This is a genomic window from Kitasatospora sp. NBC_01539 (assembly GCF_045040525.1).
Taxonomy (GTDB): Bacteria; Actinomycetota; Actinomycetes; order Streptomycetales; family Streptomycetaceae; genus Kitasatospora.
Map to the genome: position 1 here is coordinate 8,827,429 of NZ_CP109390.1, position 24,664 is coordinate 8,852,092.

A 24,664-nucleotide genomic window follows, 5' to 3' on the forward strand; every position below is an offset into this window, starting at 1 on the left:
GCCGAGGGGCGGAGAGTCCGAGGCGCCCGGCGGGCCGGTCAGCGGGAGACGGTCAGGTCGGTGATCAGCCGCAGGAGGCCGGTGAGGCCCGTGTCGGCGAACGCCCGGTGCTGGATCTCGGCGCCGTTGCCCTCGCGGAGCAGTCGGTGGAGCGCTGCGGTCGTCTGCCGGGTGTCCCCTGCATCCTCCAGCGCCCGGGCCGTGTGGTCCACCAGCAGGCTGACGATGTCGCCGACCCGGCGGAGCCGGCCGGTGAGGGGGTCGTGGAGTTCGTCGGTGAGGCCGTACCGGGCGGCATGCCAGCCGGCCCCGGAGAGGCTCTCGGGCTGCCGGTCGGGCATCGGGTGGCCCTCCAGCTCCTCCCGGACGGCGGTGGCGACCAGTGCGCGGACCAGGCCGGCCAGCATGACGGCGTCGTCGGCGCGCATCTGCACGTCCATGGCCCGGACCTCGACCGTCGGGTAGCGGGCGGACAGCCGGGCCTGCCAGTAGATCTGACCCTCGTCGCGGATCATCCGGCTCTCCCGGAGGGCGAGGGTGCGCCGGTCGTAGTCGTCCGGGTCGGCGAACTGCGGCGGGATGCCGGTGACCGGCCAGCGGTTGAACACCACCGTGCGCCAGCTGGCGAAACCGGTCTCGTCCCCCTCCCACACCGGTGAGTTCGCGGCGAGTGCCACCAGGACGGGCAGCCAGGGGCGCAGCCGGTTCAGGGCGGCCACCCGCAGCCGCCGGTCGGGCACGCCCACGTGGACGTGCATGCCGTTGACCAGCTGTTCGTCGGTGAGCCGGGGAGCGTCGGCGTGCATCGCGCGGTAGCGCGCGGAGGGGGTCACCGGTACCGGGGTGCGGCCTGTCATCGGGGCGGCGCCTCCGGCCGCCAGTCGGCAGCCGGACGCCTCCGCGGCCTCCCCGAGGGCGTGCCGCATGCGCAGGAGGTGCCCCCCGATCTCCTCCAGCGTGCCGCACACCGGTGTCGCGATCTCGACCTGTGCCTGGAGGAGTTCGTGCTGGACCTCGCCGGGGTCCAGCGCGGACTGGAGCCGTGCCGCCCCGAGCACCTGCTCGGCGCGGGCCGCGGGCAGTCCGGTCAGCGGGTCGACGAGCAGGTACTCCTCCTCGACGCCGACGCTGAGTACGGGTCCACCCGACGGCCAGCGGTCCTGGGCGGGGACCGGCGCTCCGGCGCCCGAAGGTTCGTCTCGGCTCATGCCGCACGGTTACCCCTCCCGGTGCTCCCGAATCGAGGACCGCGGCCGTTTCCGCGGGCCTGCCGAGGCGGCCGGGTGCCGACGGCGGTGGGGCGACGGCGGTGGGGGTGACCAGGGTGGGGGGTGATCGGGGTGGGGTGACTGTCGGTTCGGCCCGGGGCCGTCCTCCCCGTTCGGACGAACGCCGGTCCACCTTCTCGACACGGCGCCCGCCCTGCCGCCGCGCCGGAACGGCCGGCCCCCGAACGGCGCAGCCACAGGCCCCGCCATGGGCAGGGCCCGGGGCGGCCCCGGCACCCGAACCCGCACCCTCGCGGGCGGGCGGGACCGCGACCTGTCCCGACCGGTGGCGGAGGCATGCGTCCAAGTGGCCGATACCGGGTGCGGTGCGGATGCTTGCAGCGTGTGGTCGATCGGCCACGAACCGGTACCTGCTGTTCGAAGGAGTTCTGACTGTGGCCCGTCCCATGTCCACGGACACGTCCCCGCTGCCGGACGACTGCCCACCACCCCCGGCCGGCTCGGACGAGCGACCCGGCGGGCTGGCGGTGGTGGTCCTCGACGCCGCGGCGGCCAGCCGCCCCGCCCACGAGGTCGCGGAACTGCTGCGCCTGCTGGCCGGACACACCTTCCCCGGCGCGGACGCCGCCGTGCGGGCCGCGGCGGTCCTGCGACCGGTCGCCGAGGTGGCGGAACTCGTCGCGGCACTGGACGGGGAGGGTCCTGCCGTCGACCTGGTGACCACCGAGGCCGTGCTGCGACGCCCGGTCGAAGAGGTGGTGCAACTCGCCGGTCTACTGGCCCGGAGCGCCCCGGATCCGCTGGGCCGCGCGCTCGCCCGGGCGGCGCTGCTGCGTCCGGTGGCGGAGGTCGCGGAGATGGCCCGCGCCCTACCCTCCACCGGGCCCCGGCCGGAAGCGGCACCGGTCGGCGCGGCCCTCTCCGCCGAGGCCGAGGCGAAGCCCTTCCTCGGCCGTGCGCTGCGCTGGTCGACTGCCGCCGCCAAGGGCTGACCGTGGCGGCCGGGCCACCCGGCCCGGCCGCCGTCCCCGGCCGCTCGTCCCCGGGCGGCGTACGACCGTCCGTCACCGCACCGCACGGCACGGGGAGCACCGTGACGCCGTGCCCTGCCCCGCCGCAGAGGCGGTACGGCGGGTCCGGGTTGTTTCGTCCGGTCCACGAGCTGTGACGAGCCGCCGTCCCGGCCGCCACGCGTGGAAGGCGCTCCGGCCGGGAACACGCACGCAGACGACCGGGACGGCGGACCATGACCGACATGACCGACAAGGTGGCGACGGAGGTAGGGGCGCATGACGAGCGGTGACGAGTCCCTGCGGCGGCACGCCCGCCCGGAGGGCGTGGGCGACGCCACGGTCGAGGCGCTGGGGCTGCTCTCGGAAGCGCTGGAGACGACCGTGCGGGCCCGGGGGCGGTTGTACGACTTCCACCAGATGACCGGCGGCGCCGACAAGGCGGTCGGCGAGGCTGTCGAAGCGCTGCGCCGGGCCGGACACGGTGACCTCGCCGACCTGGTGGAGCGCGAGGTGCGGGGCGCGGACGTCCTGCCGGGCATGTGGACGTTCCAGATCGTCGAGGCCTACGACGACGGATACCACCGGCGCTTCACCGAGGTCGAGCGGCAGGTGCGCGAAGCCCTGGTCGGCGGCCGGGACCACATCGCGGAGGCCGAGATGAAGGAGCGCCGCGAGACCCACTGATCGGCGCCGACCGGTGCGAGGGCTGCGGCAGGTGGGGTGCCGTCCGGCGCGGGCCGTCCGGCATCCCTGCACGGCCGTCTCCTGCACGGCGCGGACACCGGGCGGCGCGAGGGGCCGGACGAACCGCCGCGGACCGGCCGACTACGCGGGTGGCGGGACGCCGGGGTCCGCCTCGGTGTCCTCGGCGGGGACGACGTGGACGGCGGCCTCCTCCGCGCCGGCCGCCCCGGCATCGACCCCCACGTCGGTGCCCCACAGCTCCTTCTCCGTGTCAGCGTGGGCCCCCTCGTCGGGAGCCACCAGACGGCCCGCCCGCACGTCCCCGACCTCGCGGTCACGGGGCTCGCCGGCAGCGCCGGGCAGATCGCCGATGCCGTCCCCGGCGGCCTCCCCGACGTCCGGCACCTCCTGGGCGAGCCGCTGGTCGAGCGTCTCGCCGTCGTGCTGCTCCGCCGTGGTCGTCCCCGGCCGGTCGACCGCGAGCGGCCGCTCGGGTGGCGAGTAGCCCTCGTCCAGGACGTCGTCGTAGTCGCGCTCGTCCAGCGCGTTCTCCAGGTCGGGTGGTGTCGCGTCCTCGGGTGCCCCGCCGTCCGGCTGGTAGACGTCGTCCCCCATGTCGCCACTGCTCATGGTCCGTCCTTTCGCGCAGGTTCACACGGCCCGGAATCTCCGGACGGTACGCGCCTACCCGGTATCGGCCGTCGAACCGTCCCCGTCGAACCGTCCCCGCTCTCGTGCCCGTTCTCGTGCCCGCTCTCGCCCGCGGTTCGGCGTCCGCTGTTCGTCGCCCGCGGGGCACCGGCCGTCCGCCGGCCGTCCGGTCCTGCGGATCCCGGCGTGCGATCGGAGAGGGCCGGTCGTTAACGGGGTGTGACTGGTGCTGCGGACGAGGGGCCGATGCTGTGGGCGTTGGCGGTGCGGGAGACGGAGGGCGGGGGCGTCGTCGCGGAGGTGATCGTCGAGGTCGGTGCGGGCGACTACGGGGCGCTGGCGGTGGACGCGTGGGAGAGCGGATTCGTCCTGGCGGCGGGGGAGGCACCGGTGACGACCGGGGCCGTCCAGGTACGCCGGGGAAGGTTCGAGCGGCTGGTACTGGTCGGCGGCAGACAGGTGTGGGAACCGCAGCCCGCGCTCGCGGTGTCGCCGCGCTGGCTGTCGGCCGCCGGAGCCGGGGTGGTGCTGGTGACCGTGGTGCTGCCCGGCACCTGGCCGGGAGACCTCGCGGAACTCCCGGCCGACCGGCGCGCTGAAGCCTTCGAGGAGCGTCTGGAGGCCGCACAGGAGAACGGGACGGTGCTGCAGGGCGTCGTCGGGGTCGTTCTGGCGTGACGGGCCCGCCCGCGTTCTCAGCGCCGGGTCCTGTCGTCCTCGCCCTCGTCCTCCGGTTCGAAGTCCTCCTCGTCGTCCTCGTCCTCATCCTCGGCTTCGTCGTCCTCGCCCTCGTCCTCCGGTTCGAAGTCCTCCTCGTCCGAGTCGTCGAGGGCGTCCTCCTCGATCTCCCCGTCGTCCCCGGGCTCCTCCTGCCGGTCGGCGTCCTCGTCGTACTCCTGCTCCTCGTCGTCCCCGGGTTCCTCGTCGGCGTACTCGTCGTCGCTCTCGGCGTCCTCGTAGCCGTCCTCTTCCTCGTCCTGGTTCTCCTGCTCCCGGGCGGCTTCCTCCTCCTCCATGGCTTCGTCATGGGTCTTGACGACCTCGCCGTCGCGGATCTCGCCGCGCCAGCCGTCGGCCTCGTCGTTGGTGAGCGAGACGTAGCGCTGGAAGTTCTTGAAGTCCAGGCGCAGGCGCCGGCCCTGTGCGCGCCAGATGTTGCCGGTCTTCTCGAAGAATCCTGCCGGGTAGTACTCGACGACGAGGACGATGCGGGTGAGGGTCGGGGTGAGTTCGTGGAAGCTCACCGCACCGCGCGTGCTGCCCTTGGCGCCTTCGGAGGTCCACACGATGCGCTCGTCCGGCACCTGCTCCTGGACGGTCGCCTTGAAGCTGCGCTTGGACGGTCCGACCTTGACCTTCCAGTCGGTGGTGACCTCGTCGCCCTGGGAGACGCTCTGCACGCCCTTGGCGAACCCGCTGAAGTCCTCGTACTTGGTCCAGTGGTCGTAGGCGGTGCGCAGGGGCACGCCGACGTCGAGGGTCTCGATCATGTTCATCGGCTTCTTGCCGGACTTCCGTCCCGGCTTGCCGCCGCCGCCGAACGCCCCCTTGACCTTGTCGACGACGTTGTCCTTGATGCTCTTGGCCTTCTCGCCGAGGAACGCTTTGGCAGGCGAGTCGCCCTGCAGGACGCGAGCCCCGACCTTGGGCAGCACGCCCCCGTTCTCCGCGACGTCGCCGAGCCGGCCCGTCAGGTCGGAGACCTTGTCGCCGGCCTTCTCGACCAGGTGCTCCATCTGGGCACCCAGGTAGTGGACTGCCTCCTCACGCAGCTTGTCGAAACCCGAGGTGTCGGGGGACTTGCGGTCCGTCGTGGCCATGGCCTACCTCCCGCGGGTGGAGCGCGTGGACGGCTTGCCCGCGGTGGTGGTCTTCGTGGCCGCGCTCTTCTTGGCCGCAGTCTTCTTCGCTGCGGTCTTCTTCGCCGGCGCGGCGGCCTTCGGGCCCGAGGCCTTCTTGGCCGCGCTCTTCTCCGGTGCAGCGCGGGTCGTCGAGCGTTTGGCGGGGGGAGCGGACTTCGCCGGGGCCTTCTTGGCGGCTGCGGACGACTTCTTGGCCGGGGCCGCCTTCTTCGCCGGCTTGCGTTCGGGTGCGGGCTCGTCGTCCCGGGACGCCGCCCGTGAGGCACGCCTGCCCGGTCGGTCACCGCTCGCCGTACGCCGCCGTCGCGGTTTCTCCTCCGGCTCCTCCTCAGGCTCCTCCTCGGCGGGTTCCTCCTCCGGTTCCTCCTCGGCCGTTCCCTCCTCCTCATCCGGCTCCACGTCGCCCGGTCCCTCGTCCTCCTCCGGCTCCTCCTCGTCGTACGGTTCCTCCTCGGCCTCCTCGTCCTCGGCCTCCTCGTCGTACGGTTCCTCGTCCTCCCACTCCTCCTCGTCCACCGCCTCGGGCTTCGGCTTGCCGACGTTGAGGGTGCGCTCACGCAGGGAATCGGCGAGCTCCCCGACGCGCCGGTTGGCCGCGGCGACCACCGCACGTTTGCCCGCTTCCAGCAGTTCCCCCTTGACCTGCTCGTTGAGCTCCGCGACCTGGGGCACCTCACCGAGTTTCCGGAGCCCCTCGGTGGCGAGTTGACGCGGATCCAGCCCGAACCGCCGTCCGGCCAGGTAGGTCGCGGCGGCGAAGGCGAGCCGCCCCTTCTTCGCGCGGCCGAGTACGTATCCGCCGGCGACCGCGGCGGCCAGGGCGACTTTGGCGGTGTCCTTCATGAGACAGGTCCCTTCGGCATGTGCCCCTTCTCGATGGACGGGCGCCGCGCAAAGGGGCACGTACGGTGCCGTGGTCGGCCCGGAGCACCGGAGCACTCCGTGTCGGAGAGTCCCTGCCGGGCTGAGGCGCGCAGCGTCACCTGCGCGGAGGGGCAGCCCGGTGCGGTGCACGACGCTCACGCCGTGACGCCTCGTCACGCACGCCCCGGACCGGTGCTCACGGCGGGCAGGGGCCACGACGGACGAGCACGAGCAGCGGGGCACCGTACTGCGCGCCCGTACCACCAGTCTGGGCAGTCAACCCGGCGAGCGCACGTGGGGCGCCGGATCATGCACGGCGCTGCGGCTCGCGCAAGCAGGGATGTCCTCGCCCTGTGCCCACGCGGGCCTTCGGGCCGTGAACGGCCCGAAGGCCCGCCGTGCGCGGCCGATCCCCCGGAGGGAGGATGGGTGGGCAGCATGAAGCACAGTGCCCGTGGGGGCAACCCGCAATTTCTCCGAGCCCGGAGCAGGCAGATGGTCGCAGGCAGGGAGGACGGCGCCAGACCGCGCAGACCTGCCCCGAAGCGTGCACCCGATGCGGACGAGGCCCCCCGCCGCCGTCCGGCATCGCGCAGGCGACGCGTCTCGGCACCGGACGCGATGCGCAACGCCGCCGAGCAGCTCGCCCAACTCCTCGGCCGGCAACCGGAGTCCGTGTCGGCGCTGAAGCCGACGGAGGAGGGCTGGCAGGCCGACGTCGAGGTGATGGAACTGGAACGGATACCGGACACGACCAGCGTGCTCGCCAGCTATCGCGTCACGCTCGACGAGGAGGGCGAACTCCTCGCCTACGAGCGGGTCCGCCGCTACAGCCGGGGGCAGATCGACCGTCCGACCTGACTCGTCCGGGTCCCGTGGGGCACGTGCCGTCCGGGCGTCCAGTGGGCCGGCGAGGCGAAAGGAGGCGCCATGACCGTGGTGCCGCAAAGCCAAGCCGGTGTCCCCGCCCGAGGCGGGAGCACCGGAAGTCTCTACGACATTCTCGAACTGATCCTGGACCGCGGCCTGGTGATCGACGTCTTCGTGCGGGTCTCCCTGGTCGGCATCGAGATCCTCAAGATCGACATCCGCATCGTCGTCGCCAGCGTCGACACCTACCTGCGGTTCGCCGAGGCATGCAACCGTCTCGACCTGGAAGCCGGTCGCAAGGCCCCCGCGCAGCTCACCGACATCGTCGGGCAGGTCACCGAGGGCGGGGCGCACGGCAAGAGCAAGGGCGCGCTCTCGGGCGCCGTGGAGGCGGTGACCGACACCCTCCACCTGGGACGCGACCAAGACGACGAGGAGGAGCAGAAGGAACCCGCACCCAAGCGCGAACGGCCGGCCCGCAGGCCCACCCGGCGCCGGGAGGAATGACGTGCCCGTCTACGTGTACTCCGTCACCGCTGCCGACCACCCCCTGCACCTGGACGGCCTCGACGGCGTGGGCGCGCCCCCCTCGCACCTGCGCACCGTCCGCTCGGGGCCCCTGTGTGCGACGGTCAGCGACGCCCCGCCCGACCTGCGGCCCAAACGCCGCGACCTCGCCGCACACCAGGCCGTCCAGGAACGGCTCATGGCCGACGGCACCGTGCTGCCGCTGCGATTCGGCCTCACCGCCCCCGACGACGACGCGGTGCGGGAGGCCCTCCACCAACGCCGCGAGGAGTACCTGGAACGGCTCACCGCCCTGGAGGGCTGCGCGGAGTACCACCTGAAGGCCGCCGTCGAGGAGGACTCCCTGCTGCGGGAGATCCTCCTGGAGTCCGCCGAGGCCCGGCAGCTCAACGACGACATCACCGGTGGCAGCCGCAGCCCCGACCTGCCGCTGGCCCTCGGCGAGATCGTCGCCCAGGAGGTCCGGGCCCGTCACCTCGCGCTCGCCACCGGCATCACCGAGGCCCTTCGGCCCCACGCCCGCCAGGACGTGGTCTCCGAGCCGACCGGCCAGGACTTCCTGAACGTCTCCTTCCTCGTCGACCACGAGCACCGGGAGCTCTTCCTCACCGCGGAGAAGGGCCTCGCCGCCGAGCTCGGCGGCGACTTCGACCTCCGGCTGCACGGCCCCCTGCCCGCCTACAGCTTCGTGTGAGAACAGCTTCGTGCGAGAAAGGAGAAGGCCGTGGGCCTGCTCACCCAGATCCTCACCCTCCCGCTGGCACCGGTACGCGGCACCGTCTGGGTACTGGAACGCGTCGTGGAGACCGCGGAGAACGAGTACTACGACCCCGGACCCGTCGAACGGGAACTCGCCGCGCTGGAGAAGGCGCTGCTCGCCGGCGAGATCGACGACGAGACGTTCGACCGGCGGGAGGACGAACTCCTCGACCGGCTCGACGAGATCAGGGCGTACCGGCAGCAGCAGTCCGGCACCTGACCGCACGCACCGCAGCACCCGGCCCGGAAGGAGGCGACGACGCCGTGACCGAACCCGTCGCCGGCAGGCTCGGCTCGTTCCCCTCCCGCTCCGCACCGCCGACGGGCCAGTCGTCGGCAAGCCTCGCCGACATCCTCGAACGCGTGCTCGACAAGGGCATCGTCATCGCCGGGGACATCCAGATCAACCTCCTCGACATCGAACTGCTCACCATCAAGCTGCGCCTGCTGATCGCGTCCGTCGACAAGGCCAAGGAAATGGGCATCGACTGGTGGGAACACGACCCGTCCCTCTCCTCCCGGGCGGGGAGCAGCCCGTCGCTGGAGGAGGAGAACCGGCGCCTCCGCGAACAGATCGAAGAACTGCGCGCCGGAGCCGCCCTGCCGCCCGCCGAGGACACGGACACGGACACGGACACCGACACCGACACGTCTGCCGAGGAGACGACCGAACGACGCGCCCGCTCGAAGCGCCCGCCGCCTCGCGCCCGCCCCACCACCGATCGGGACCGGCCGTGACGGCCCGGCACCTCGTCTACGCCTACGCCGTGGCACGGCGCACCGAGGGGCTGCAGCAGGCCGTCGCCGCGATCGTCGGGGTGGCCTCCTCACCGGTGGAGCTCGTACCGCCCACCCGCGGCCACGACCCGGTGGCGATCACGGGCCCGGTGCCCGCCGGTGACTTCGGCGAGGACGCCCTCCGTACCCACCTCGAAGAGCTGCCGTGGCTGGAGACGCTCGCCCGCGTCCACCACACGGTGGTCGAAGCGGTCGCACGGCACACCACCGTCCTGCCGCTGCGCCTGGCCACGGTCTACCTCGACGACGAGCGGGTGCGTTCCATGCTCGACGAGCGCCAGGACATGTTCCTCGCCCGCCTCGCCGAGCTGGCCGGCCGGGTGGAGTGGGGTGTGAAGCTCTACCTCGACGACGCGGCCCTTCAGCCGGCGTCCACCCCGGACGACATCAGTCCGGGCCGCGCCTACCTCCTCCATCGTCGTGCCGAGCAGCACCACCGGCAGGACGCCTACGAGGTGGCCCGGACGGCCGTCGAGCGGGTCGACGCCGCCGCCGGACCGCACGCCGTCGACCGTGTGCGCCACCGCGTACAGCAGGGGGAACTCGCTGCGGGGCCCGGCACCAACGTCGCCAACGATGCCTACCTGGTCCCCGAGGACCACGCCGCGGCCTTCCGAGCGGACGTCCTGCGGTCGGCCGACGGCCTGCCCGGTGTGCGGGTCGTCATCACCGGGCCCTGGGCTCCCTACTCCTTCGCCGGGCTTGAGCAGAACGCGGCACGGCCGAACGAACAGGATGCCGTCCGCCCGGACCGGGGGCCCGCCTCATGACGACGGTCGACGGCCCTCCGGCCGGCTCCGACGGGCCCCTGCCGCAGCGGCAGGTCGCCCTCATCGACCTGCTGGACCGCCTGCTCGGCAGCGGCGTCGTCCTCACCGGGGACGTCGTCCTGTCCATCGCCGACATCGACCTCGTCCGGATCTCCCTGCGAGCGCTCGTCGTCTCCGTCACCGAGCGGACTCCCGTTCCCTGGGCGACGGCCGTCGGACCCGGGCGCGAACCGCCATGACCGGCGAAGCCCGCCACCCGGACCGCTTCGGTGAGATCGCCGAGGCGGCCGGCCGCGCCTTCCACCTGCTGCCGGCCACCTCCGGTGACACCCGCCCCTCCGCACTCCCCGCATCCGGGCACCTGCCACGCAGGATCACCACCGCCCCGGACACCGTCGAACGCGACCTCATGAAACTGGTCCTCACCGTCGTGGAGCTCCTGCGGCAGCTCATCGAACGGCAGGCGGTTCGCCGGGTCGAGGCCGGCGGCCTCACGGAGGAGCAGGAGGAGACCCTGGGGGTCACCCTCATGACACTCCACGACCGCATGACCGAACTCTGCACCCGCTACGACCTGACCCTCCAGGACCTCAACCTCGACCTCGGACCGCTCGGACCACTGCTGCCCCCACCGCCCGACTGATCGCTTGCCGCTCGGCCGTACCCCGGGACCGGCGCCGTCCTGTCGGACGCCGACCGCGGCGTCGGAGCGGTGCGTGGGGCCTGGCCGCGGTACCGGGACACCGGGCGGTCGACCGCAGGCGCCTGCGGCGTGCGGCGGTGACGTGCAGGGACGACGGGCCCGGCCTGCCGGATCCAGGCCAGCCGTTCGGGCGAAGTAGCATGGCCGCCTCCCCGGCGACAGCATGAAGTGAGGCATCCCGTGCACACCGATCCCATGTCCGGGTCACACCTGCCCGGCGCCCCCGTGCGGCTCCGGCCCGCGACCGGGCAGGACGCCGACTTCCTGGCGGACGTCCTGCTGGAGGCCTTCAACTGGGACGGGGCCCGGCACACCTCGGCGGAGATGCTGCGGATGCCGCACATCGCGCACTACGTCACCGGCTGGCCCCGGGCGGGAGACTTCGGGGTGGTGGCCGAGGACGACACCGGCCGGCCGATCGGCGCCGTGTGGGCGCGGACCTTTCCGGCCGACGATCCGGGCTACGGTCACGTCGCCCCCGACGTACCGGAGTTGACTCTCGGCGTGCTCCCGGGGCACCGCGGCCGCGGCGTCGGGAGCGCCCTCCTGGACGCGCTGGTGGAGACGGCGGCCCGGTCCTCCGTCGACCTCCTGAGCCTCAGCGTGGAGGACGGCAACCCGGCCGTCCGCCTCTACGCCGCCCGTGGCTTCACCGTCGTCGGACGCGAAGGGGAGTCGGACACGATGCTGCTGCGGCTCGCCGGGCCGACCCCGGAGCGTCCGGAGGTCTGAACGACGCGGCGGAGCCCCGGACCAGGGACCCCCGCCCGGTATCTGACACGCCCTCACCCGACACTCCGTCACCGGCCGCCGCCGGAGCCGGGCACCACCCGCGCCGAGCAGCGGCGTGTCCGCGCCGGCTGACGTCCGCCGACGACCGGGCGCCTGCGCGGGAAAACGACGGGACCGGCCCCGGCGGGCCCGCTACAGTACCGATGTGGCCGTCGTAGCGATCTCTCGCCGATTTACCGGCCCCCCGGCCCCCGAAGGGCGCCGCAGGGGTCGGACCTCGCCACGTCTCCGGAGCTGAGTCGGCCGATCCCACCGTGCGGCCAGGCCCAGGGGCCGGGGGGTTCTCGACCCCCGTCACCGCTCCTGGCCAGGAGGCCGACATGCCCGCCCACCTCTCCACCGAACAGCTCGCCCGTGACCTGTCCGTCCGGGACCTCACCGATCCCGCCGCCGGGCCGCACGCCCTGCAGCTCGTCCTCGACCGCGCCGTCGATGCGCTGGCGGAGCGCTGGGGCTGCGAAGTCCGCCGGTACCGCGGCGAGCGCACCGTCACCGTCGAGGACAACTACGACAATCTCGGCTACGACCCGGGCGACGTCACGCGCGAGGCCCGCTACACCCGGTACGTCGACGACCGGACCATGCTGCGCAGCCACTCCAGCGCGCTGGTCCCGGCCGCGCTGCGTGCGCTGGCCGCGGACCCGGCCGACGACGTGCTCCTCGTCTGCCCCGGCCTGGTCTACCGCCGCGACAGCATCGACCGCCTGCACACCGGCACTCCCCATCAGCTCGACCTGTGGCGCGTGACCCGCCGCCCGGCCCCGACGACGACCGCGGATCTGGACGAGATGGTCACGACACTCGTCGACGGTCTCCTCCCCGGCGCGATTCACCGCCACGAGGACCGTGTCCACCCGTACACGCTCGCCGGCCGCCAGGTGGACGTCGACCGGGACGGTGAATGGATCGAGATCGCGGAGTGCGGGCTGGCGCACCCGCAGGTGCTCGGGCGGGCCGGCCTCGGCGCCTCGTGGAGCGGTCTCGCGCTCGGCATGGGGCTCGACCGGATGCTGATGCTGCTCAAGGGCATCCCGGACATCCGCCTCCTGCGCTCGGCCGAGCCCTCCGTCGCCGCACAGATGGCGGACCTGGCTCCCTACCGGCCCGTGTCCGCCATGCCCCCCGTCCGGCGGGACCTCTCCGTCGCCGTCGACCGGGACGACCTGGCAGAGGACCTCGGCGATCGGGTGCGCGACGCCCTCGGGCCGGACGCCGACTGCGTGGAGACCGTCGAGATCCGCGCCGAGACGCCGTGCAGCGAACTCCCGCCGCAGGCCCTGGAACGCCTCGGAGCCCGTTCGGACCAGAAGAACGTCCTCCTCACGGTGGTCCTGCGGCACCTGGACCGCACCCTCACCGACCACGACGCCAACCTGCTGCGCGACCGCATCTACGCCGCCGTCCACCGGGGCAGCGCCCACCAGTGGGCCTCGGGCGGCTGACGGGGGCGGCCCGGCCGGTGCAGGGCTGTGGTCGTCGGGCGTGGTCGTCGTCGGGCGCGGTCTTCGGAGTCCGGTTGCCCGGGCGCGGCTGGCGGGTCAGGAGCCGGGGAGGGTGAAGGTGAGGCGGGTGCCGGGTGCGTGGCGGGGGTCGAGGGCGATGGTGCCGCCGTGGTACTCGACGATCTTCTTGCACATGGCCAGGCCGATGCCGTTCCCCTCGTAGGCCTCGCGGGTGTGCAGGCGCTGGAAGATGACGAAGACCCGCTCGGCGAACTCGGGTTCGATGCCGATGCCGTTGTCCTCGACCGCGAACGTCCAGGTGCCGTCGGCGTCCCGGGCCGCGCCGAGGTGGATGCGCGGGGGGCGTTCGGGGGAGCGGAACTTGACGGCGTTGCCGATCAGGTTCTGCAGGAGCATGCCGAGCTGGGTGGGGTCGCCGTCGAGGGTGGGGAGCGGGTCACGGGTGATCCGGGCGCCGCTCTCCTCGATGGCGATGCTGAGCGTGTCGAGGGTCCGGTCGGCCAGGGCGTCGAGGTCGACCGGCAGCCGGGCGTCCATGGTCCGCCCGACGCGGGAGAAGGTGAGGAGGTCGTTGATGAGGGTCTGCATGCGCCCGGCGCCGTCGACGGCGAAGTCGATGTACTGGTTGGCCCTGGCGTCCAGCGCATCCGCGTAACGGCGCTGCAGGAGCTGGCAGAAGCTGGCGACCTTGCGCAGGGGCTCCTGGAGGTCGTGCGAGGCCACGTAGGCGAACTGCTCGAGTTCCGCGTTGGAGCGGCGCAGGTCCGCCGCCTGCCGGTCGAGGTCGAGGCGGGCCCGCTCCTTGAGGGCGACCTCCTCGGTCAGGCGGCGGCGCATCGCGTCCACGTCGGCGGCGAGGGCCTGCAGGTCCGCCGGGCCGGTGGGGGTGATGCGGTGGGCGAAATCGCCGGCGCTGACCCGGCGGGCGTCCGCGCCGAGACGGGTGAGGGGCCCGGTCACGCCGCGCCGCAGGCCCTCGAAGACGAGCGCGGTCATGAGCAGGACGACGGCGCCGATGGCGATGAAGACGGTGTCGCGCAGGCGGCGTGCCGCGGCCAGGTCGGCCCGGCCTGCGGCGCGTTCGTCCTGCAGGTGCTGCTGCTGCGCGGTCAGTGCCGTGCGCACGTCGTCGAACGTCTGCCTCCCGCGGTCGGCGCTCGGCACGTCGTCGGGGGCCGGCGCGCCGGGAGGCAGGGCGGCGACCGGCCGGGCGACGCTCTCCTGCCACACCCGGGCGCACGCCAGTACGGCGTCGAGGTCGGCGTTGTCGCGATCGGTCCGATCGGTCCCGGCGAGGGAGCGCAGCACGGCGACGGCGGAGGCCTGCTGGCGCAGCCCCAGCGTGTAGGGCTGGAGGAACTCGCTCCGGCCGGTGGCGCCGTAGCCGCGTATGCCGGTCTCCTGGTTGATCAGGGCGCTCTCCAGCCGGACGGAGGCGATGAGCGCGGGCGAGGAGCGGTCCACGAGGTGGTCGGAGACGGCCGCCGCGTGGTCGAGGGCCCAGGCCCCGACCGTACCGAGCGCGCACAGCACCACCAGCGCGGTGCCCACGCCGGCCCTGAGCCACCGCCGGGTCGTCCACCGCGCCACGCCCCTGCGGTCGGCCGCGGCCGTCGGGAGCGCCGGTGCGGCGGCCTGCTGCTCCTGGGCCATGACGACATCCTCCCCCTCGGCCGGCCTTCGACCGGTCCGCCCCTGCGCCGTGCGGTGCACCCGGCGTACCGCACTGTACTTGGCGACGCCGCGCCGGACGGTCGTGCCGGTCGCCTATGATGCGCGCATGCCGGGTACCGTCGCCGTCGTCACCCGGCGGACAGCGGGCACGGGACGTACGTACCTCCCATCTGCGACCGCACGCGACAGACACCCAGGAGATCACCATGATCACGCTCGCCCCCGGACGCCCCTACCGCGTGCTGCTCGTCGAGGACGACGCCGCCGACGCGATGCTCATCGAGGAGGCGCTGGAGGAGAAGGCGCAGCGCGACATCGTGCGGGTCGGCAACGGCGAGGACGCCCTGGAGCACCTGCGCGCGGAGGGGGCCCTGCTGCCGGACCTGATCGTGCTGGACCTCAACATGCCGCGCATGAACGGCCGTGAGCTGCTGGACATCATCAAGATCGACGAGAGCCTCAAGTCGATCCCCGTGGTCGTGCTCACCACCTCGGCCGCACCCGACGACGTGACCGGTGCGTACCGTCGGCACGCCAACGCCTACGTGACCAAGCCCGTCCAGCTCGACGACTTCACCCGGGCCGTGCAGAGCATCGACTCCTTCTACCTGGACACGGCCGTGACGCCGAGCGACTGACGTCCCGTCGGATTTTCCGCCGGTCGGCCGGATCCGCCCGCGGAGGAGAGCTCGCGGCGAGCCGGCTTCGTGGCGCAGCCTCCCGCAGACGTGGTCGGACGGTCGAGCGCTCGCACCGGGTAGGGCGTCAGACGGTGGCGGCACCGGTCCGGCGGGCGAACTCCCGCAGCCCGGGCACCGGTGAGGGCGAGTACAGCAGGTCGGCGGTCAGCGCGCGGAGCGCCGGTCGGCGCACCTCTTCCGGGGCGGCCTGCTCGACGAGGCGCAGCGCGGCGAAGGTGCGGCGGTGGTCTCCGAGCTGGTGCCACATGCGGGCGGCGTCGGTGCCGAGACGTGCGCGGCGTTCCGCGGTCGGCATCGATGCGGGGGTGAGGCGTGCGGCGTACGGTACCGCCTCGTCGGGCGTGCCGAGAGCGTTGTGCACGCCGATCCAGTACAGGTCGCGCTGCGTCGCGGTGGCGTCGACGGTGAACAGCGGCGATGCCGGGGCGCCGCCCGGGATGCGGCGGATGGCGTCCTCGGCGCCGGACATGAGGTCGAGGGCGTCGGTCCGGTGCCGATCGCAGGCCGCGGTGTACGCCGCGGTGAGGAGCAGGGTGGCGCCGACGGCGCGGGGCGCGGCGCCGCTCTGCCCGGTGAGGTCTGCGGCGGTGCGGCGCAGCAGGTCGACGGCGGCGGCGGGCCGGCCGGAGCGGCGCATGGTGATGGCAAGGACCCGGGCTGCTTCGCCGATGACGACGGGGCTGCCTCCGGCGCGGGCGGCGGCGAGCGCGCGGTCCGCGGCGGCCCAGGCCATGTCGGAGTGCTGCTTCACCGCGAGTTCGGTCGCCAGGATGTAGGCCCGGGCGATGGCGGCGTGGGCCCGCTCGCGGGCGGCGCCGGCCGCTGCGCGGCCGGCCTCGGCGGCGCCCAGGAGTGCAGGCAGGGCCTGGCCGAGGCGGCCGTAGCGTGCCGCGGTGAACTCGTTGCGGGCGGAGGTGAGCGCACGATCCAGGACGGCCGCCGGTACGGGCCCGCTGGGCTCCGGGGCGTAGAGGGCGCGTTCCAGGGCGGCGGTCGGGTCGTCGCCGACCGGGCCGGTGCGCGGCGCCGCGGTGGCGGGGGAGGGAATCAGGGCGGCGGTGGTGCCGACGATCCCGGCCAGCAGTTCTCGACGTCGCACGGGATCCTCCTGCTGAGCGGGCATCACATCCACTGCCACCCTAACCGTCGCCCCTGTGGCGGTGGCAGAGATCGCGCCAGCGTGCCGTGATGCCGGTACCGGTACGACGCCGAGGCGCTGCGGGGGCAGTTGCAGGGCCTCGGCGATGCGCAGCAGTGTCTCGGGCGTCGGGCGCAGTGAACCGGCCTCCACGCGGCTCACGGTGGATGCGGAGTAGCCGCAGCGCCGGCCGAGCTCTCCTTGGGTCATTCGTGCCGCAGCTCGGGCGCCTCGGACGACTGCTCCGATATCCCGGCCGCCGACCGTCTGCACCGCCATCAGTCCTCCAACCCGGCGGAGTGGCAACCGCCCTGACGGTACACCCAGGGCGACGGTCCGTGCACATTCTGTGCGCGTTCCGCACGTCGGTTGCACGTCCGTGCCGGGCTGACGACCGGGACCGCCCGTCGACGGTTACCTGGTTGCACGGCAGCCGGACCCGGTTGCCGGACCCGGTGGAAGGGACACCACGATGAGCCACGCCATCACCGTCGACGGCTACGACCCGCTCGGCGCCCCGAACGGCCTGCGCTGGGAGAAGTCCAGCAAGTCGAACGTCAACAACCTCGACGACTCGATCGGCGTCGCCGTCGACGACGCCGGGCAGGTCCGGATCGGCATCACCACCGACCCGGCGCAGGTACCGCTCACCGCGACCCGCACGAAGCTCGCCGCGTTCGTGGCCGGCGCGAAGGCCGGCGAGTTCGACCACCTGATCGCCTGACCCCTGGTTCGGCCGGGCCGTCCGCTGTGGCGCGCATTCGCGGGCGTCCCGGCCCCCGCCCCGTCGCTTTCCTGTCTCACCCCGCTGGAGCCCGCATGTCCGTCCTCGCCACGCTGGTCGACGACCCGAAGTCGTTCCTCGCCTCATGGCCCGAGCGGCCGACCGTCCACGACGTCGACCGCGACCGGCTCGCTGTCCTCTTCGACCGCGACGCCGCGCGGCAGGTCGTCGCCGACCCGGCGCTGTGTCCCATCGAGCTCGGCATGGTCCACCGCGGCGCTCCTTCGCCGCTGCCACCGGACGCCGATCATCCGACACACACCCTGGTCCTCAACGGCCTGCACCTGTCGTGGCCGCCGCTGCGCGACGCCGTGCGGCGCCTCGCCGCAGAGCTCGGCCACCCCGTCACGGCGAACGTCTACCTCACCCCGCCGCAATCCACCGGGTACGGGCCGCACTGGGACACCCATCACGTCTTCCTCGCCCAGGCCGAGGGCGCCAAGACGTGGCGCCTGCACCCGCCGATCGTCACCGATCCGCTCAGCCGGCACCGCTGGACCGCGGTCGGCTTCACCACGGAGCAGCTCGACCGGGTCCATGACCGGGCCGAGTCGGTCGTGCTGCGGGCCGGCCAGGTGCTCTTCATCCCCCGCGGCTGGGTCCACTTCGGGCACACCACCGCGGAGCACTCCCTGCACGTCACCTTCGGCGTGCAGCTCCTCACCCGGCACTGGCTTCTCCAGCAGCTCCTCGACCAGGCCGTCGAGGACCCGGCGGTGCGCGCTGCGCTGCCGCCCGACCTCAGCTCGTACGCGGTCGAGGATCTCGTCACCCGGGCCCGGTCGGTCCTGCTCGCCCACCTCGGCCGGCCGGACATCCCCGCAGCCGGCCGACCCGTGTATCTCGCACAACAGCGGGCCGTCGTGGCCGTGGGCGGCTAACCTCGGCTCAGGCCGCCACTGCTCCGTCGGCGAGAGGATCCGCGACGTGCCCGTCCCCGGCGATGAACCGCTGCCCGACTGGTACGCCGACCGCGTCGGCCTGAAGCCTCCGGTCGGCACCCGGGACGCGTTCGTCCTCGACGGCGAGCCCCGGCCCGGCGGACACCCGCTGTTCAAGGACGTGCCACGTCTTGTCGTCGAGTGGGACGGCCAGGAGTGGCAGCCGGTCGCGGTCGCGGACACCTACGCCGTGGCCTACCAGATGATCACTGCCGGCGGCGGGCCGCCGCTCTTCCCACAAGCCGACACGCCGGTGCCGCTGCTACGGCGAGGCACCGGTCGCCACCGGCGGCGCTGACTCGCCGCCCGGGCCCGCGGGGGTGTGAAGGCCGCCCGGTCCTCGGAGCGCGGGTGGCAGCCGGTGGCGCCGCCGTGGGTGCGGTGCTCGACGACAACGGCATGTCCGAGCGCCGAGCGCGTTTCGTCCCGGGCGGCGGTGGCCGCACCGATCGTGCGCGCGGGCAACCCCTGCCGCCGGCCCGCGCGGCCGGACTCCTGCGAGGGGCGGCGGGCCACGGGAGCGCCGGCGGCGGGCGTGGCGGGGAACGGGACCCGGTCAGGCCCGTTCGATCCGCAGCCAGCGGTAGCCGTACGGCGCGAGCGCGGTGCCCGGTCCGTCGGTGGACCCGGCCGCGGCTCCCGTCAGCACGTCGGTCAGGAGGCCCGCCGGGAGGCCCTTCGGTGTGGCCGTGACCTGCCGGTCGGCGAAGTTGTGCAGCGCCAGGACCGCGCCGTCCGGGGTGGAGCTGAGGTGGGCGAGGACGGCGGGGTCGCCCGAGTCGAGCACCTCGCAGCGGCCCCACGCCAGTTCCGGGGCCTCGCGGTACCCCTGGACGAAGGAGCGCATCCGGGCCAGCAGCGAGCCGGGGTCGTGTGCCTGGTCGCGCACGTTGACGTGCTCGGGACCGAACCTGCCCCGGGTCAGCGGCCGGGGGTAGCGGGCCGGGTCGGCCACGGAGAAGCCGGCCGTCGGTTCCGGGGTCCACTGCATGGGTGTGCGCACGGCGAGCCGGCCCTCGGCGTCGGGGTTCTCGGCCATGCCGATCTCCTCCCCGTAGAAGAGCACGGGCGTGCCCGGCAGGGTGAACAGCAGGCTGTAGGCGAGTTCGATCCGGCGCCGGTCGCCGTCGACCATGGCAGGGAGCCGGCGGCGCAGGCCCCGTCCGTACAGCTGCAGGTCCGGCTCCGGGCCGAACGCCGCGAAGACCTCGGCGCGTTCCGGCTCCGAGAGCTTGTCGAGGGTGAGTTCGTCGTGGTTGCGGACGAACGTCGCCCACTGCCCGTCCCGGGGCGGCGGCGGCCGCTCCCGCAGTGACCGGGCCAGTGGGGCGGCCTCCCGCCTCGCCATCGACAGGTACATCTGCTGCATGCCGATGAAGTCGAAGCACATCGTCAGCTCGCCGCCGGAGACGGGGTCGCCGAAGAACGCGCGCGTCTCCTCGTACGGCAGGTTGACCTCGCCCAGCAGCATCGCCTCGCCGTTGCGGCGGCCGGCGAAGGCCCGCAGACCGGCCAGGAAGCCGTGCGGGTCCGGGAGGTTCACGGCGTCGACCTGTCCGGTGGTCTCCAGGAGGAACGGCACCGCGTCGACCCTGAATCCGGACAGGCCCAGCTGCATCCAGAAGCCCATGATCCGCGCTATCTCGTCGCGCACCTCGGGGTTGGTGATGTTGAGGTCGGGCTGCTCCCGGTAGAAGCGGTGGAAGTAGTACTGGCCGGTGGCCCCGTGGTAGTGCCACAGGCTCTTCTCCGCGTCGGGGAAGGTGAGGCCCTGCGGGCCGTCCGCCGGCGGGCTGTCGCTCCACACGTACCAGTCGCGGCGGGCGGCGTCCCGGCCGGAGCAGGCGTCCAGGAACCACGGGTGGTGGTCGGAGGTGTGGTTGACCACCAGGTCGGCGATGACCCGGAGCCCGCGGTCGCGGGCCGCGCGGACGAACTCGGTGAACTCCCCGAAGGTGCCGAGCCGGGGGTCGACGGCGTAGTAGTCGGTGATGTCGTAGCCGTCGTCGCGTCCGCGGGTCGGCTGGAACGGCATCAGCCACAGACAGGTCACACCGAGCCGCACCAGGTGGTCGAGCCGCCCGGTGAGACCGGTGAAGTCGCCGACCCCGTCCCCGTCGCCGTCCTGGTAGGTCTCGACGTCCACGCAGTACACCACCGCGTTCTTCCACCACAGGTCGGCGGTGGCGGTCAGTCGCATCGGGCGGCGCTCCCTTCGGTGCGGCGGTGCACGCGCGCCTCCCAGGGCGCGAGGACGGTCGCGGTCCCCGGTTCCGCCGGGCCGGTGCCGGGTACGTTCCCCAGGATCCGTTCGGCCTCCCGCCACTGCGGCGGCAGGTCGAGCCGGACGCTCGCGCCGGTGAAGTTCCCGATGACCAGCAGCGTCGTGTCCCGGTGGCTGCGGGTGAACGCGTAGACCCGCTCGTCCTCCGGCAGCAGCATCGTGAAGTCCCCGTGCACGACCGCCGGTTCGCTGTGGCGCAGGGCGATCAGCCGCCGGTAGTGGTGGTAGACCGACGCCGGGTCGCGCCGGGCGGCGGCGGCGTTGACGGTGGTGTGGTCGGGGTTGACCGCGATCCACGGGGTCCCGGTGCTGAACCCGGCGCCCGGCGAGGCGTCCCACTGCATCGGGGTCCGGGCGTTGTCCCGGCCCATCGCCCGCAGGCCGCGCAGCACCTGCTCCGGGTCCTCGCCCGCCGCCAGCGCCTGCGCGTGGTGGTTGAGCGACTCGATGTCCCGGAAGTCCCCGATCGAGGCGAACGGGGCGTTGGCCATCCCCAGTTCCTCGCCCTGGTAGACGAAGGGCGTGCCGCGGTGCAGGTGCAGGACGGTGGCGAGCATGGTGGCCGACCGGACCCGGTGGAGGGGGCCGTCGTCGCCGAACCGGGAGACGATCCGGGGCTGGTCGTGGTTGTTCCAGTAGAGGCTGTTCCAGCCGGTGGCGGCGAGACCCTCCTGCCAGCGGGCCAGGGACGCCTTCAGGTCCGTCAGGCGCAGCGGGCGCGGGTCGAACTTGCCGCCGGGGCCGTGGTCCAGGCTCACGTGCTCGAACTGGAAGACCATGTCGACCTCGGCCCGCGCCGGATCGGTGAACAGCCGCGCCTGCTCGACCGTCACCCCCGGCATCTCGCCCACGGTCAGCAGCCGGTCCGGACGCTGCGCGAACACCTCGCGGTGCATCTCCTGCAGGTGGTCGTGCACGCGCGGCCCGCAGACGTAGGACGGCGAGCCGTCGCCCTGCAGTCCGTCGCCGCGCAGCGGGCCGTCCGGCAGGGCCGGGTCCTTGGAGATCAGGTTGACGACGTCCATCCGGAAGCCGTCCACCCCGCGCTCAAGCCACCAGCGCATCATCGCGTACACGGCGTGCCGCACGGCCGGCTCCTCCCAGTTGAGGTCCGGCTGCCGGGAGGAGAACAGGTGGAGGTAGTACTCGCCGCCGGGCTCGTCGTACGTCCAGGCCGGGCCGGAGAAGAACGAGCCCCAGTTGTTCGGCTCGGCGCCGGCCGCCCCGGCCTCCCCGCGCGGCGGCCGCCACAGGTACCACGAGCGCTTGGGGCTCGCCGGGTCGCGGGACTCCTGGAACCACGGGTGCCGGTCCGAGGTGTGGTTCACCACGAGGTCCATCACCAGCCGCATGCCGCGCCCGTGCACGGCGGCCAGCAGCCGGTCGAAGGCCGCCAGGTCGCCGAAGAGCGGGTCGATGTCCTGGTAGTCGCTGATGTCGTACCCGTTGTCGGCCTGCGGAGACGGGTAGACCGGCGAGAGCCACAGCACGTCGACACCCAGCTCCGCCAGGTGGTCGAGCCGGCCCGTGATGCCGTCCAGGTCGCCGATCCCGTCGCCGTCGGAGTCGGCGAAGCTGCGGGGATAGACCTGGTACACGACGGCGGACCTCCACCACGCACCGTCCTCGGACGGCGCGCTCCCGGTCGTCGGGGTCATGGGACCGCCTCTCCTGCTCTCGTCGGACCGGCCTCACCTCTCTCCTGCCCCGGGGCGCCGGAACCACCCGCCCGGGCGGCCCGCCGTCCGCCGCCGGCCCGCCCGGGCTGCCGGCCGGCCCCTGTCGTTCACCGGGACCCGAGGATCAGGTCGGCCACGGCGAGCAGTCCGATCGCGGCGATCGCGCACCGCAGGGCCGTCGGCGGCAGCAGCCGGCCGTACCGGGAGCCGAGCAGGCCCCCGACCGTCGACCCGGCCGCTATGAGCGCGGCGACGCGCCAGTCGACGGTGGTGAAGACGGCGAAGACGATCGCGGCCACCAGGTTCACCGTCAGCGCCAGGGCGTTCTTCACGGCGTTCAGGCGCTGCAGGTGCTCGGTCGTCAGTGCGCCGAGCAGCCCGATGAGGACGACGCCCTGCGCGGCGCCGAAGTAGCCGCCGTAGATGCCGGTGGCGAACACGCCGGACCGCAGCCACGCACCGCCGCGCCGGTGGCCGGCGGAGGGCCGGCGGGCCAGGAGCGGCTGGACGAGCACCAGCACGCAGGCCGTGCCGATCAGCACGGGCACGACCGCCCGGAACCAGGCGGACGGCAGGCGGAGCAGCAGGAGGCTGCCGATCAGCGCGCCGGTGCCGGCGGCCGCTGCGAGCCGCCGGAGGAGCGGGCCCTGTCCGGTGAGCTCCCGGCGGTAGCCGTAGACCGCACCGCCCATTCCCGGTACGAGCCCGACGTTGTTGGACACGGTCGCCAGGATGGGCGGGTAGCCCATCGCGATCAGCGCGGGGAACGTGATCAGCGAACCCGAGCCGACCACCGCGTTGACGGCACCCGCTCCCGTGGCGGCGAGCGTCAGCCATCCGAGGTCCCATCCGTGCACGGCTGCTCCGAACTCCTCATGGCCGCCGGTGGTCCGGTTCCGCGCCGAGGCGGCTGCGGCTGAACAGCAGGGCAGGCTCCTCCGACAGCAGGCCGAACGCCTGTACGGCACCGACGAGGATGGTGTGGTCGCCGGCCGGGTGGGTGGATTCGACGACACAGTCGAAGTAGGCGATCCCGCCGAGCAGCACCGGCGAGCCGGTACGCCGGGCGGGCGCGTGGGCGACGCCGGAGAACGCGGCGCGGCCCCGGGCCCGGGACGGGTCCGCGAACGACCGTGCCGTCCGCTCCTGGAGGGAGCTCAGCACGGTCACCGCGAACCCGTCGCCGGACAGCACCCGGCCGGTCGTCGGGGAACCGGTCCGGAGTACCGCCAGGACCAGCAGCGGGTCGAGCGACACGGTGGTGAACGCGTTCACCGTCATGCCGTGCGGCTCCTCGTCCCGCGTGCAGGTCAGCACGGTCACCCCGGTGGGAAACCGGCCGGCCGCGTGCCGGAACTCACCGGGCGGGTTCTCCGGCAGCCGCACGCGGTCCGCGCTGTCGGTGCGGGTCATCGGCCCTCTTCCGAGGTGGCCGCCCGCAGCGAGCCGAGGAGGTCGAAACCCGCCACGACCCTGTCCCGGTCGACCCCGAAGTCGATGAGGCAGGCGATCTCGTCGACGTCGGCCTTCCGGACCCGCTCGACGACGTCGACGGCCTTGTCGACGGTGCCGAGCAGACCGCCCTCGTCGAAGTACCGCTCGAAGGAGCGCTCGACCATGGCATCGAGATGCCGGGGGCTGAGCGCCGCGGGGTCCACCCGCCGGCCCTTCGGGCTGGAGCTCATGGTGAGGCCGGCGAAGCTGCGGAGGTAGGCGCACAACGGTGCCCGGACGGTCTCCCTGGCGACGTCCTCGTCCTCGTGCAGGTACGCGTGGAGCATGAGGACGACGTGCCCGCGGTCCTCGTCCGAACCGGACCGGGCCGCGTACTCCTCACGGTAGAGCGCGACCTTGCGGGACAGCTCCTCCAGGTCCTGCCCGACGAGGTGGGTCAGCAGTCCGGCCCGCGCGCGGCCCGCCGCCCGGAACGTCTCGGGGCCGCCCGAACTCGTGATCCAGACCGGGAGTTCGGCCTGCACGGGACGCGGGTAGGACCGCACGAGCTGCGGCTCGCCCTCGCCGTCGAGGACGGACAGCGAGCCGCCGCGCCACAGTTCGCGCACCTCCTCGACGGTGGTTTCCAGCTTCGCCTTGCGGTCCGCGAAGTTCTCCGGACGCAGCGCGAAGTCCTGCGGATGCCATCCGGAGGCGAACGACACGCCGACCCGTCCGCGGGAGAGGTTGTCGACCACCGCCCACTCCTCGGCGATGCGCACCGGGTGGTGCAGCGGTGCCACCACGCTCCCCGCGCGGATGCCGACCCGCTCGGTGACGGCCGCGACGGCCGCCCCCAGCACGGACGGGTTCGGGTAGATGCCGCCGAACTCGTGGAAGTGCCGTTCCGGTGTCCACACCGCAGTGAAGCCGTGGGTGTCGGCGAACTTCGCCCCTTCGAGCAGCAGGCCGTACCGGTCCGTCGAACCGGCCTCCGCCTCCTGCTCGTTGGCGAAGTAGAACAGACTGAAGTCCATCGTCTT

General features: G+C 73.4%; 28 protein-coding genes and 1 pseudogene. 17 read left to right on the top strand and 12 right to left on the bottom strand.

Annotated elements, in window-relative coordinates; translation table 11 throughout:
• Nucleotides 1–38: 38 nt before the first annotated feature.
• Nucleotides 39–1,208, bottom strand: coding sequence for a glutamate--cysteine ligase (locus OG335_RS38295; RefSeq protein ID WP_405009253.1), 1,170 nt, complete (start codon nt 1,206–1,208; stop codon nt 39–41).
• A gap of 455 nt (nt 1,209–1,663) precedes the next feature.
• On the opposite strand from OG335_RS38295, the gene OG335_RS38300 reads away from it, so the two are divergent.
• Nucleotides 1,664–2,221, top strand: a complete 558-nt coding sequence (locus OG335_RS38300) for a hypothetical protein (protein WP_405009252.1) — start codon at nt 1,664–1,666, stop codon at nt 2,219–2,221.
• A gap of 297 nt (nt 2,222–2,518) precedes the next feature.
• Nucleotides 2,519–2,926 (top strand): hypothetical protein, encoded by a 408-nt coding sequence (locus OG335_RS38305; RefSeq protein ID WP_405009251.1) that lies wholly within the window; start codon nt 2,519–2,521, stop codon nt 2,924–2,926.
• Between the two features lie 141 nt (nt 2,927–3,067).
• Here OG335_RS38305 and OG335_RS38310 read toward each other — a convergent pair whose 3' ends face one another.
• Nucleotides 3,068–3,556 (bottom strand): DUF5709 domain-containing protein, encoded by a 489-nt coding sequence (locus OG335_RS38310; RefSeq protein ID WP_405009250.1) that lies wholly within the window; start codon nt 3,554–3,556, stop codon nt 3,068–3,070.
• Between the two features lie 267 nt (nt 3,557–3,823).
• Here OG335_RS38310 and OG335_RS38315 point away from each other — a divergent pair, with 267 nt between their 5' ends.
• Nucleotides 3,824–4,255 carry a hypothetical protein gene (locus tag OG335_RS38315; RefSeq protein ID WP_405009249.1) on the top strand — a complete coding sequence of 144 codons (432 nt, stop codon included), beginning with the start codon at nt 3,824–3,826 and terminating at the stop codon, nt 4,253–4,255.
• Between the two features lie 17 nt (nt 4,256–4,272).
• Here the strand turns inward: OG335_RS38315 and OG335_RS38320 are convergent, their stop codons facing one another.
• Together OG335_RS38320 and OG335_RS38325 are read right to left on the bottom strand one after the other, a co-directional pair.
• Nucleotides 4,273–5,397: an SRPBCC family protein gene (locus OG335_RS38320; RefSeq protein ID WP_405009248.1), complete on the bottom strand. Its 1,125-nt coding sequence runs from the start codon at nt 5,395–5,397 to the stop codon at nt 4,273–4,275.
• A gap of 3 nt (nt 5,398–5,400) precedes the next feature.
• Nucleotides 5,401–6,282: a histone protein gene (locus OG335_RS38325; RefSeq protein ID WP_405009247.1), complete on the bottom strand. Its 882-nt coding sequence runs from the start codon at nt 6,280–6,282 to the stop codon at nt 5,401–5,403.
• Nucleotides 6,283–6,798: 516 nt separating this feature from the next.
• Here OG335_RS38325 and OG335_RS38330 point away from each other — a divergent pair.
• The 10 genes from OG335_RS38330 to OG335_RS38375 all read left to right on the top strand — a co-directional run bounded on the left by OG335_RS38330 (nt 6,799) and on the right by OG335_RS38375 (nt 12,965).
• Nucleotides 6,799–7,164 carry a gas vesicle protein gene (locus tag OG335_RS38330; protein ID WP_405009246.1) on the top strand — a complete coding sequence of 122 codons (366 nt, stop codon included), beginning with the start codon at nt 6,799–6,801 and terminating at the stop codon, nt 7,162–7,164.
• A gap of 69 nt (nt 7,165–7,233) precedes the next feature.
• Nucleotides 7,234–7,680: a gas vesicle structural protein GvpA gene (locus tag OG335_RS38335; protein ID WP_405009245.1), complete on the top strand. Its 447-nt coding sequence runs from the start codon at nt 7,234–7,236 to the stop codon at nt 7,678–7,680.
• 1 nt (nt 7,681) lies between these two features.
• On the top strand, nt 7,682–8,395 hold the full coding sequence (locus OG335_RS38340; RefSeq protein WP_405009244.1) for a GvpL/GvpF family gas vesicle protein: 714 nt from the start codon (nt 7,682–7,684) through the stop codon (nt 8,393–8,395).
• Nucleotides 8,396–8,425: 30 nt separating this feature from the next.
• The gene (locus OG335_RS38345; protein WP_405009243.1) at nt 8,426–8,680 is read left to right on the top strand and encodes a gas vesicle protein GvpG; all 255 of its coding nucleotides are present in this window, start codon (nt 8,426–8,428) and stop codon (nt 8,678–8,680) included.
• A gap of 44 nt (nt 8,681–8,724) precedes the next feature.
• Nucleotides 8,725–9,198: a gas vesicle protein GvpJ gene (gene gvpJ, locus OG335_RS38350; RefSeq protein ID WP_405009242.1), complete on the top strand. Its 474-nt coding sequence runs from the start codon at nt 8,725–8,727 to the stop codon at nt 9,196–9,198.
• Entirely contained in the window at nt 9,195–10,028 is an 834-nt protein-coding gene (locus OG335_RS38355; RefSeq protein ID WP_405009241.1) for a GvpL/GvpF family gas vesicle protein, read from the top strand. Before gvpJ ends, OG335_RS38355 begins: the two co-directional genes overlap by 4 nt.
• Nucleotides 10,025–10,267, top strand: a complete 243-nt coding sequence (locus tag OG335_RS38360) for a gas vesicle protein (RefSeq protein ID WP_405009240.1) — start codon at nt 10,025–10,027, stop codon at nt 10,265–10,267. Before OG335_RS38355 ends, OG335_RS38360 begins: the two co-directional genes overlap by 4 nt.
• Complete coding sequence (locus OG335_RS38365) at nt 10,264–10,671, top strand: gas vesicle protein K (RefSeq protein ID WP_405009239.1); 408 nt, start codon at nt 10,264–10,266, stop codon at nt 10,669–10,671. Before OG335_RS38360 ends, OG335_RS38365 begins: the two co-directional genes overlap by 4 nt.
• Nucleotides 10,672–10,926: 255 nt before the next feature.
• Nucleotides 10,927–11,463 carry a GNAT family N-acetyltransferase gene (locus OG335_RS38370; RefSeq protein WP_405009238.1) on the top strand — a complete coding sequence of 179 codons (537 nt, stop codon included), beginning with the start codon at nt 10,927–10,929 and terminating at the stop codon, nt 11,461–11,463.
• 380 nt (nt 11,464–11,843) lie between these two features.
• Entirely contained in the window at nt 11,844–12,965 is a 1,122-nt protein-coding gene (locus OG335_RS38375; RefSeq protein ID WP_405009237.1) for a hypothetical protein, read from the top strand.
• A 96-nt stretch (nt 12,966–13,061) separates the two neighbouring features.
• On the opposite strand, the gene OG335_RS38380 is transcribed toward OG335_RS38375, so the two are convergent.
• Complete coding sequence (locus tag OG335_RS38380; RefSeq protein ID WP_405009236.1) at nt 13,062–14,639, bottom strand: ATP-binding protein; 1,578 nt, start codon at nt 14,637–14,639, stop codon at nt 13,062–13,064.
• A gap of 227 nt (nt 14,640–14,866) precedes the next feature.
• On the opposite strand from OG335_RS38380, the gene OG335_RS38385 reads away from it, so the two are divergent.
• Entirely contained in the window at nt 14,867–15,298 is a 432-nt protein-coding gene (locus tag OG335_RS38385; RefSeq protein ID WP_405009235.1) for a response regulator, read from the top strand.
• Between the two features lie 127 nt (nt 15,299–15,425).
• On the opposite strand, the gene OG335_RS38390 is transcribed toward OG335_RS38385, so the two are convergent.
• Complete coding sequence (locus OG335_RS38390) at nt 15,426–16,460, bottom strand: transcriptional regulator (RefSeq protein ID WP_405015286.1); 1,035 nt, start codon at nt 16,458–16,460, stop codon at nt 15,426–15,428.
• Between the two features lie 126 nt (nt 16,461–16,586).
• Nucleotides 16,587–16,778, bottom strand: a pseudogene (locus tag OG335_RS38395) (helix-turn-helix domain-containing protein); the annotation flags it as partial.
• 193 nt (nt 16,779–16,971) lie between these two features.
• On the opposite strand from OG335_RS38395, the gene OG335_RS38400 reads away from it, so the two are divergent.
• From OG335_RS38400 to OG335_RS38410, 3 genes are all read left to right on the top strand, one after another.
• Nucleotides 16,972–17,223 carry a DUF397 domain-containing protein gene (locus OG335_RS38400; protein ID WP_405009234.1) on the top strand — a complete coding sequence of 84 codons (252 nt, stop codon included), beginning with the start codon at nt 16,972–16,974 and terminating at the stop codon, nt 17,221–17,223.
• Between the two features lie 95 nt (nt 17,224–17,318).
• A complete protein-coding gene (locus OG335_RS38405) occupies nt 17,319–18,164 on the top strand; it encodes a JmjC domain-containing protein (protein WP_405009233.1) in 846 nt (281 codons plus the stop codon).
• 46 nt (nt 18,165–18,210) lie between these two features.
• A complete protein-coding gene (locus OG335_RS38410) occupies nt 18,211–18,522 on the top strand; it encodes a DUF6087 family protein (RefSeq protein WP_405009232.1) in 312 nt (103 codons plus the stop codon).
• 258 nt (nt 18,523–18,780) lie between these two features.
• Here the strand turns inward: OG335_RS38410 and OG335_RS38415 are convergent, their stop codons facing one another.
• The 5 genes from OG335_RS38415 to OG335_RS38435 form a co-directional block, all read right to left on the bottom strand.
• A complete protein-coding gene (locus OG335_RS38415; protein ID WP_405009231.1) occupies nt 18,781–20,424 on the bottom strand; it encodes an alpha-amylase family protein in 1,644 nt (547 codons plus the stop codon).
• Entirely contained in the window at nt 20,415–22,166 is a 1,752-nt protein-coding gene (locus OG335_RS38420) for an alpha-glucosidase (RefSeq protein ID WP_405009230.1), read from the bottom strand. Before OG335_RS38420 ends, OG335_RS38415 begins: the two co-directional genes overlap by 10 nt.
• A gap of 128 nt (nt 22,167–22,294) precedes the next feature.
• Nucleotides 22,295–23,044 carry a sulfite exporter TauE/SafE family protein gene (locus tag OG335_RS38425; protein ID WP_405009229.1) on the bottom strand — a complete coding sequence of 250 codons (750 nt, stop codon included), beginning with the start codon at nt 23,042–23,044 and terminating at the stop codon, nt 22,295–22,297.
• Between the two features lie 16 nt (nt 23,045–23,060).
• On the bottom strand, nt 23,061–23,600 hold the full coding sequence (locus OG335_RS38430; protein ID WP_405009228.1) for a flavin reductase family protein: 540 nt from the start codon (nt 23,598–23,600) through the stop codon (nt 23,061–23,063).
• A complete protein-coding gene (locus OG335_RS38435; RefSeq protein WP_405009227.1) occupies nt 23,597–24,658 on the bottom strand; it encodes a MupA/Atu3671 family FMN-dependent luciferase-like monooxygenase in 1,062 nt (353 codons plus the stop codon). The genes OG335_RS38430 and OG335_RS38435 overlap by 4 nt, the downstream gene beginning before the upstream one ends.
• Between the last annotated feature and the right edge of the window lie 6 nt (nt 24,659–24,664).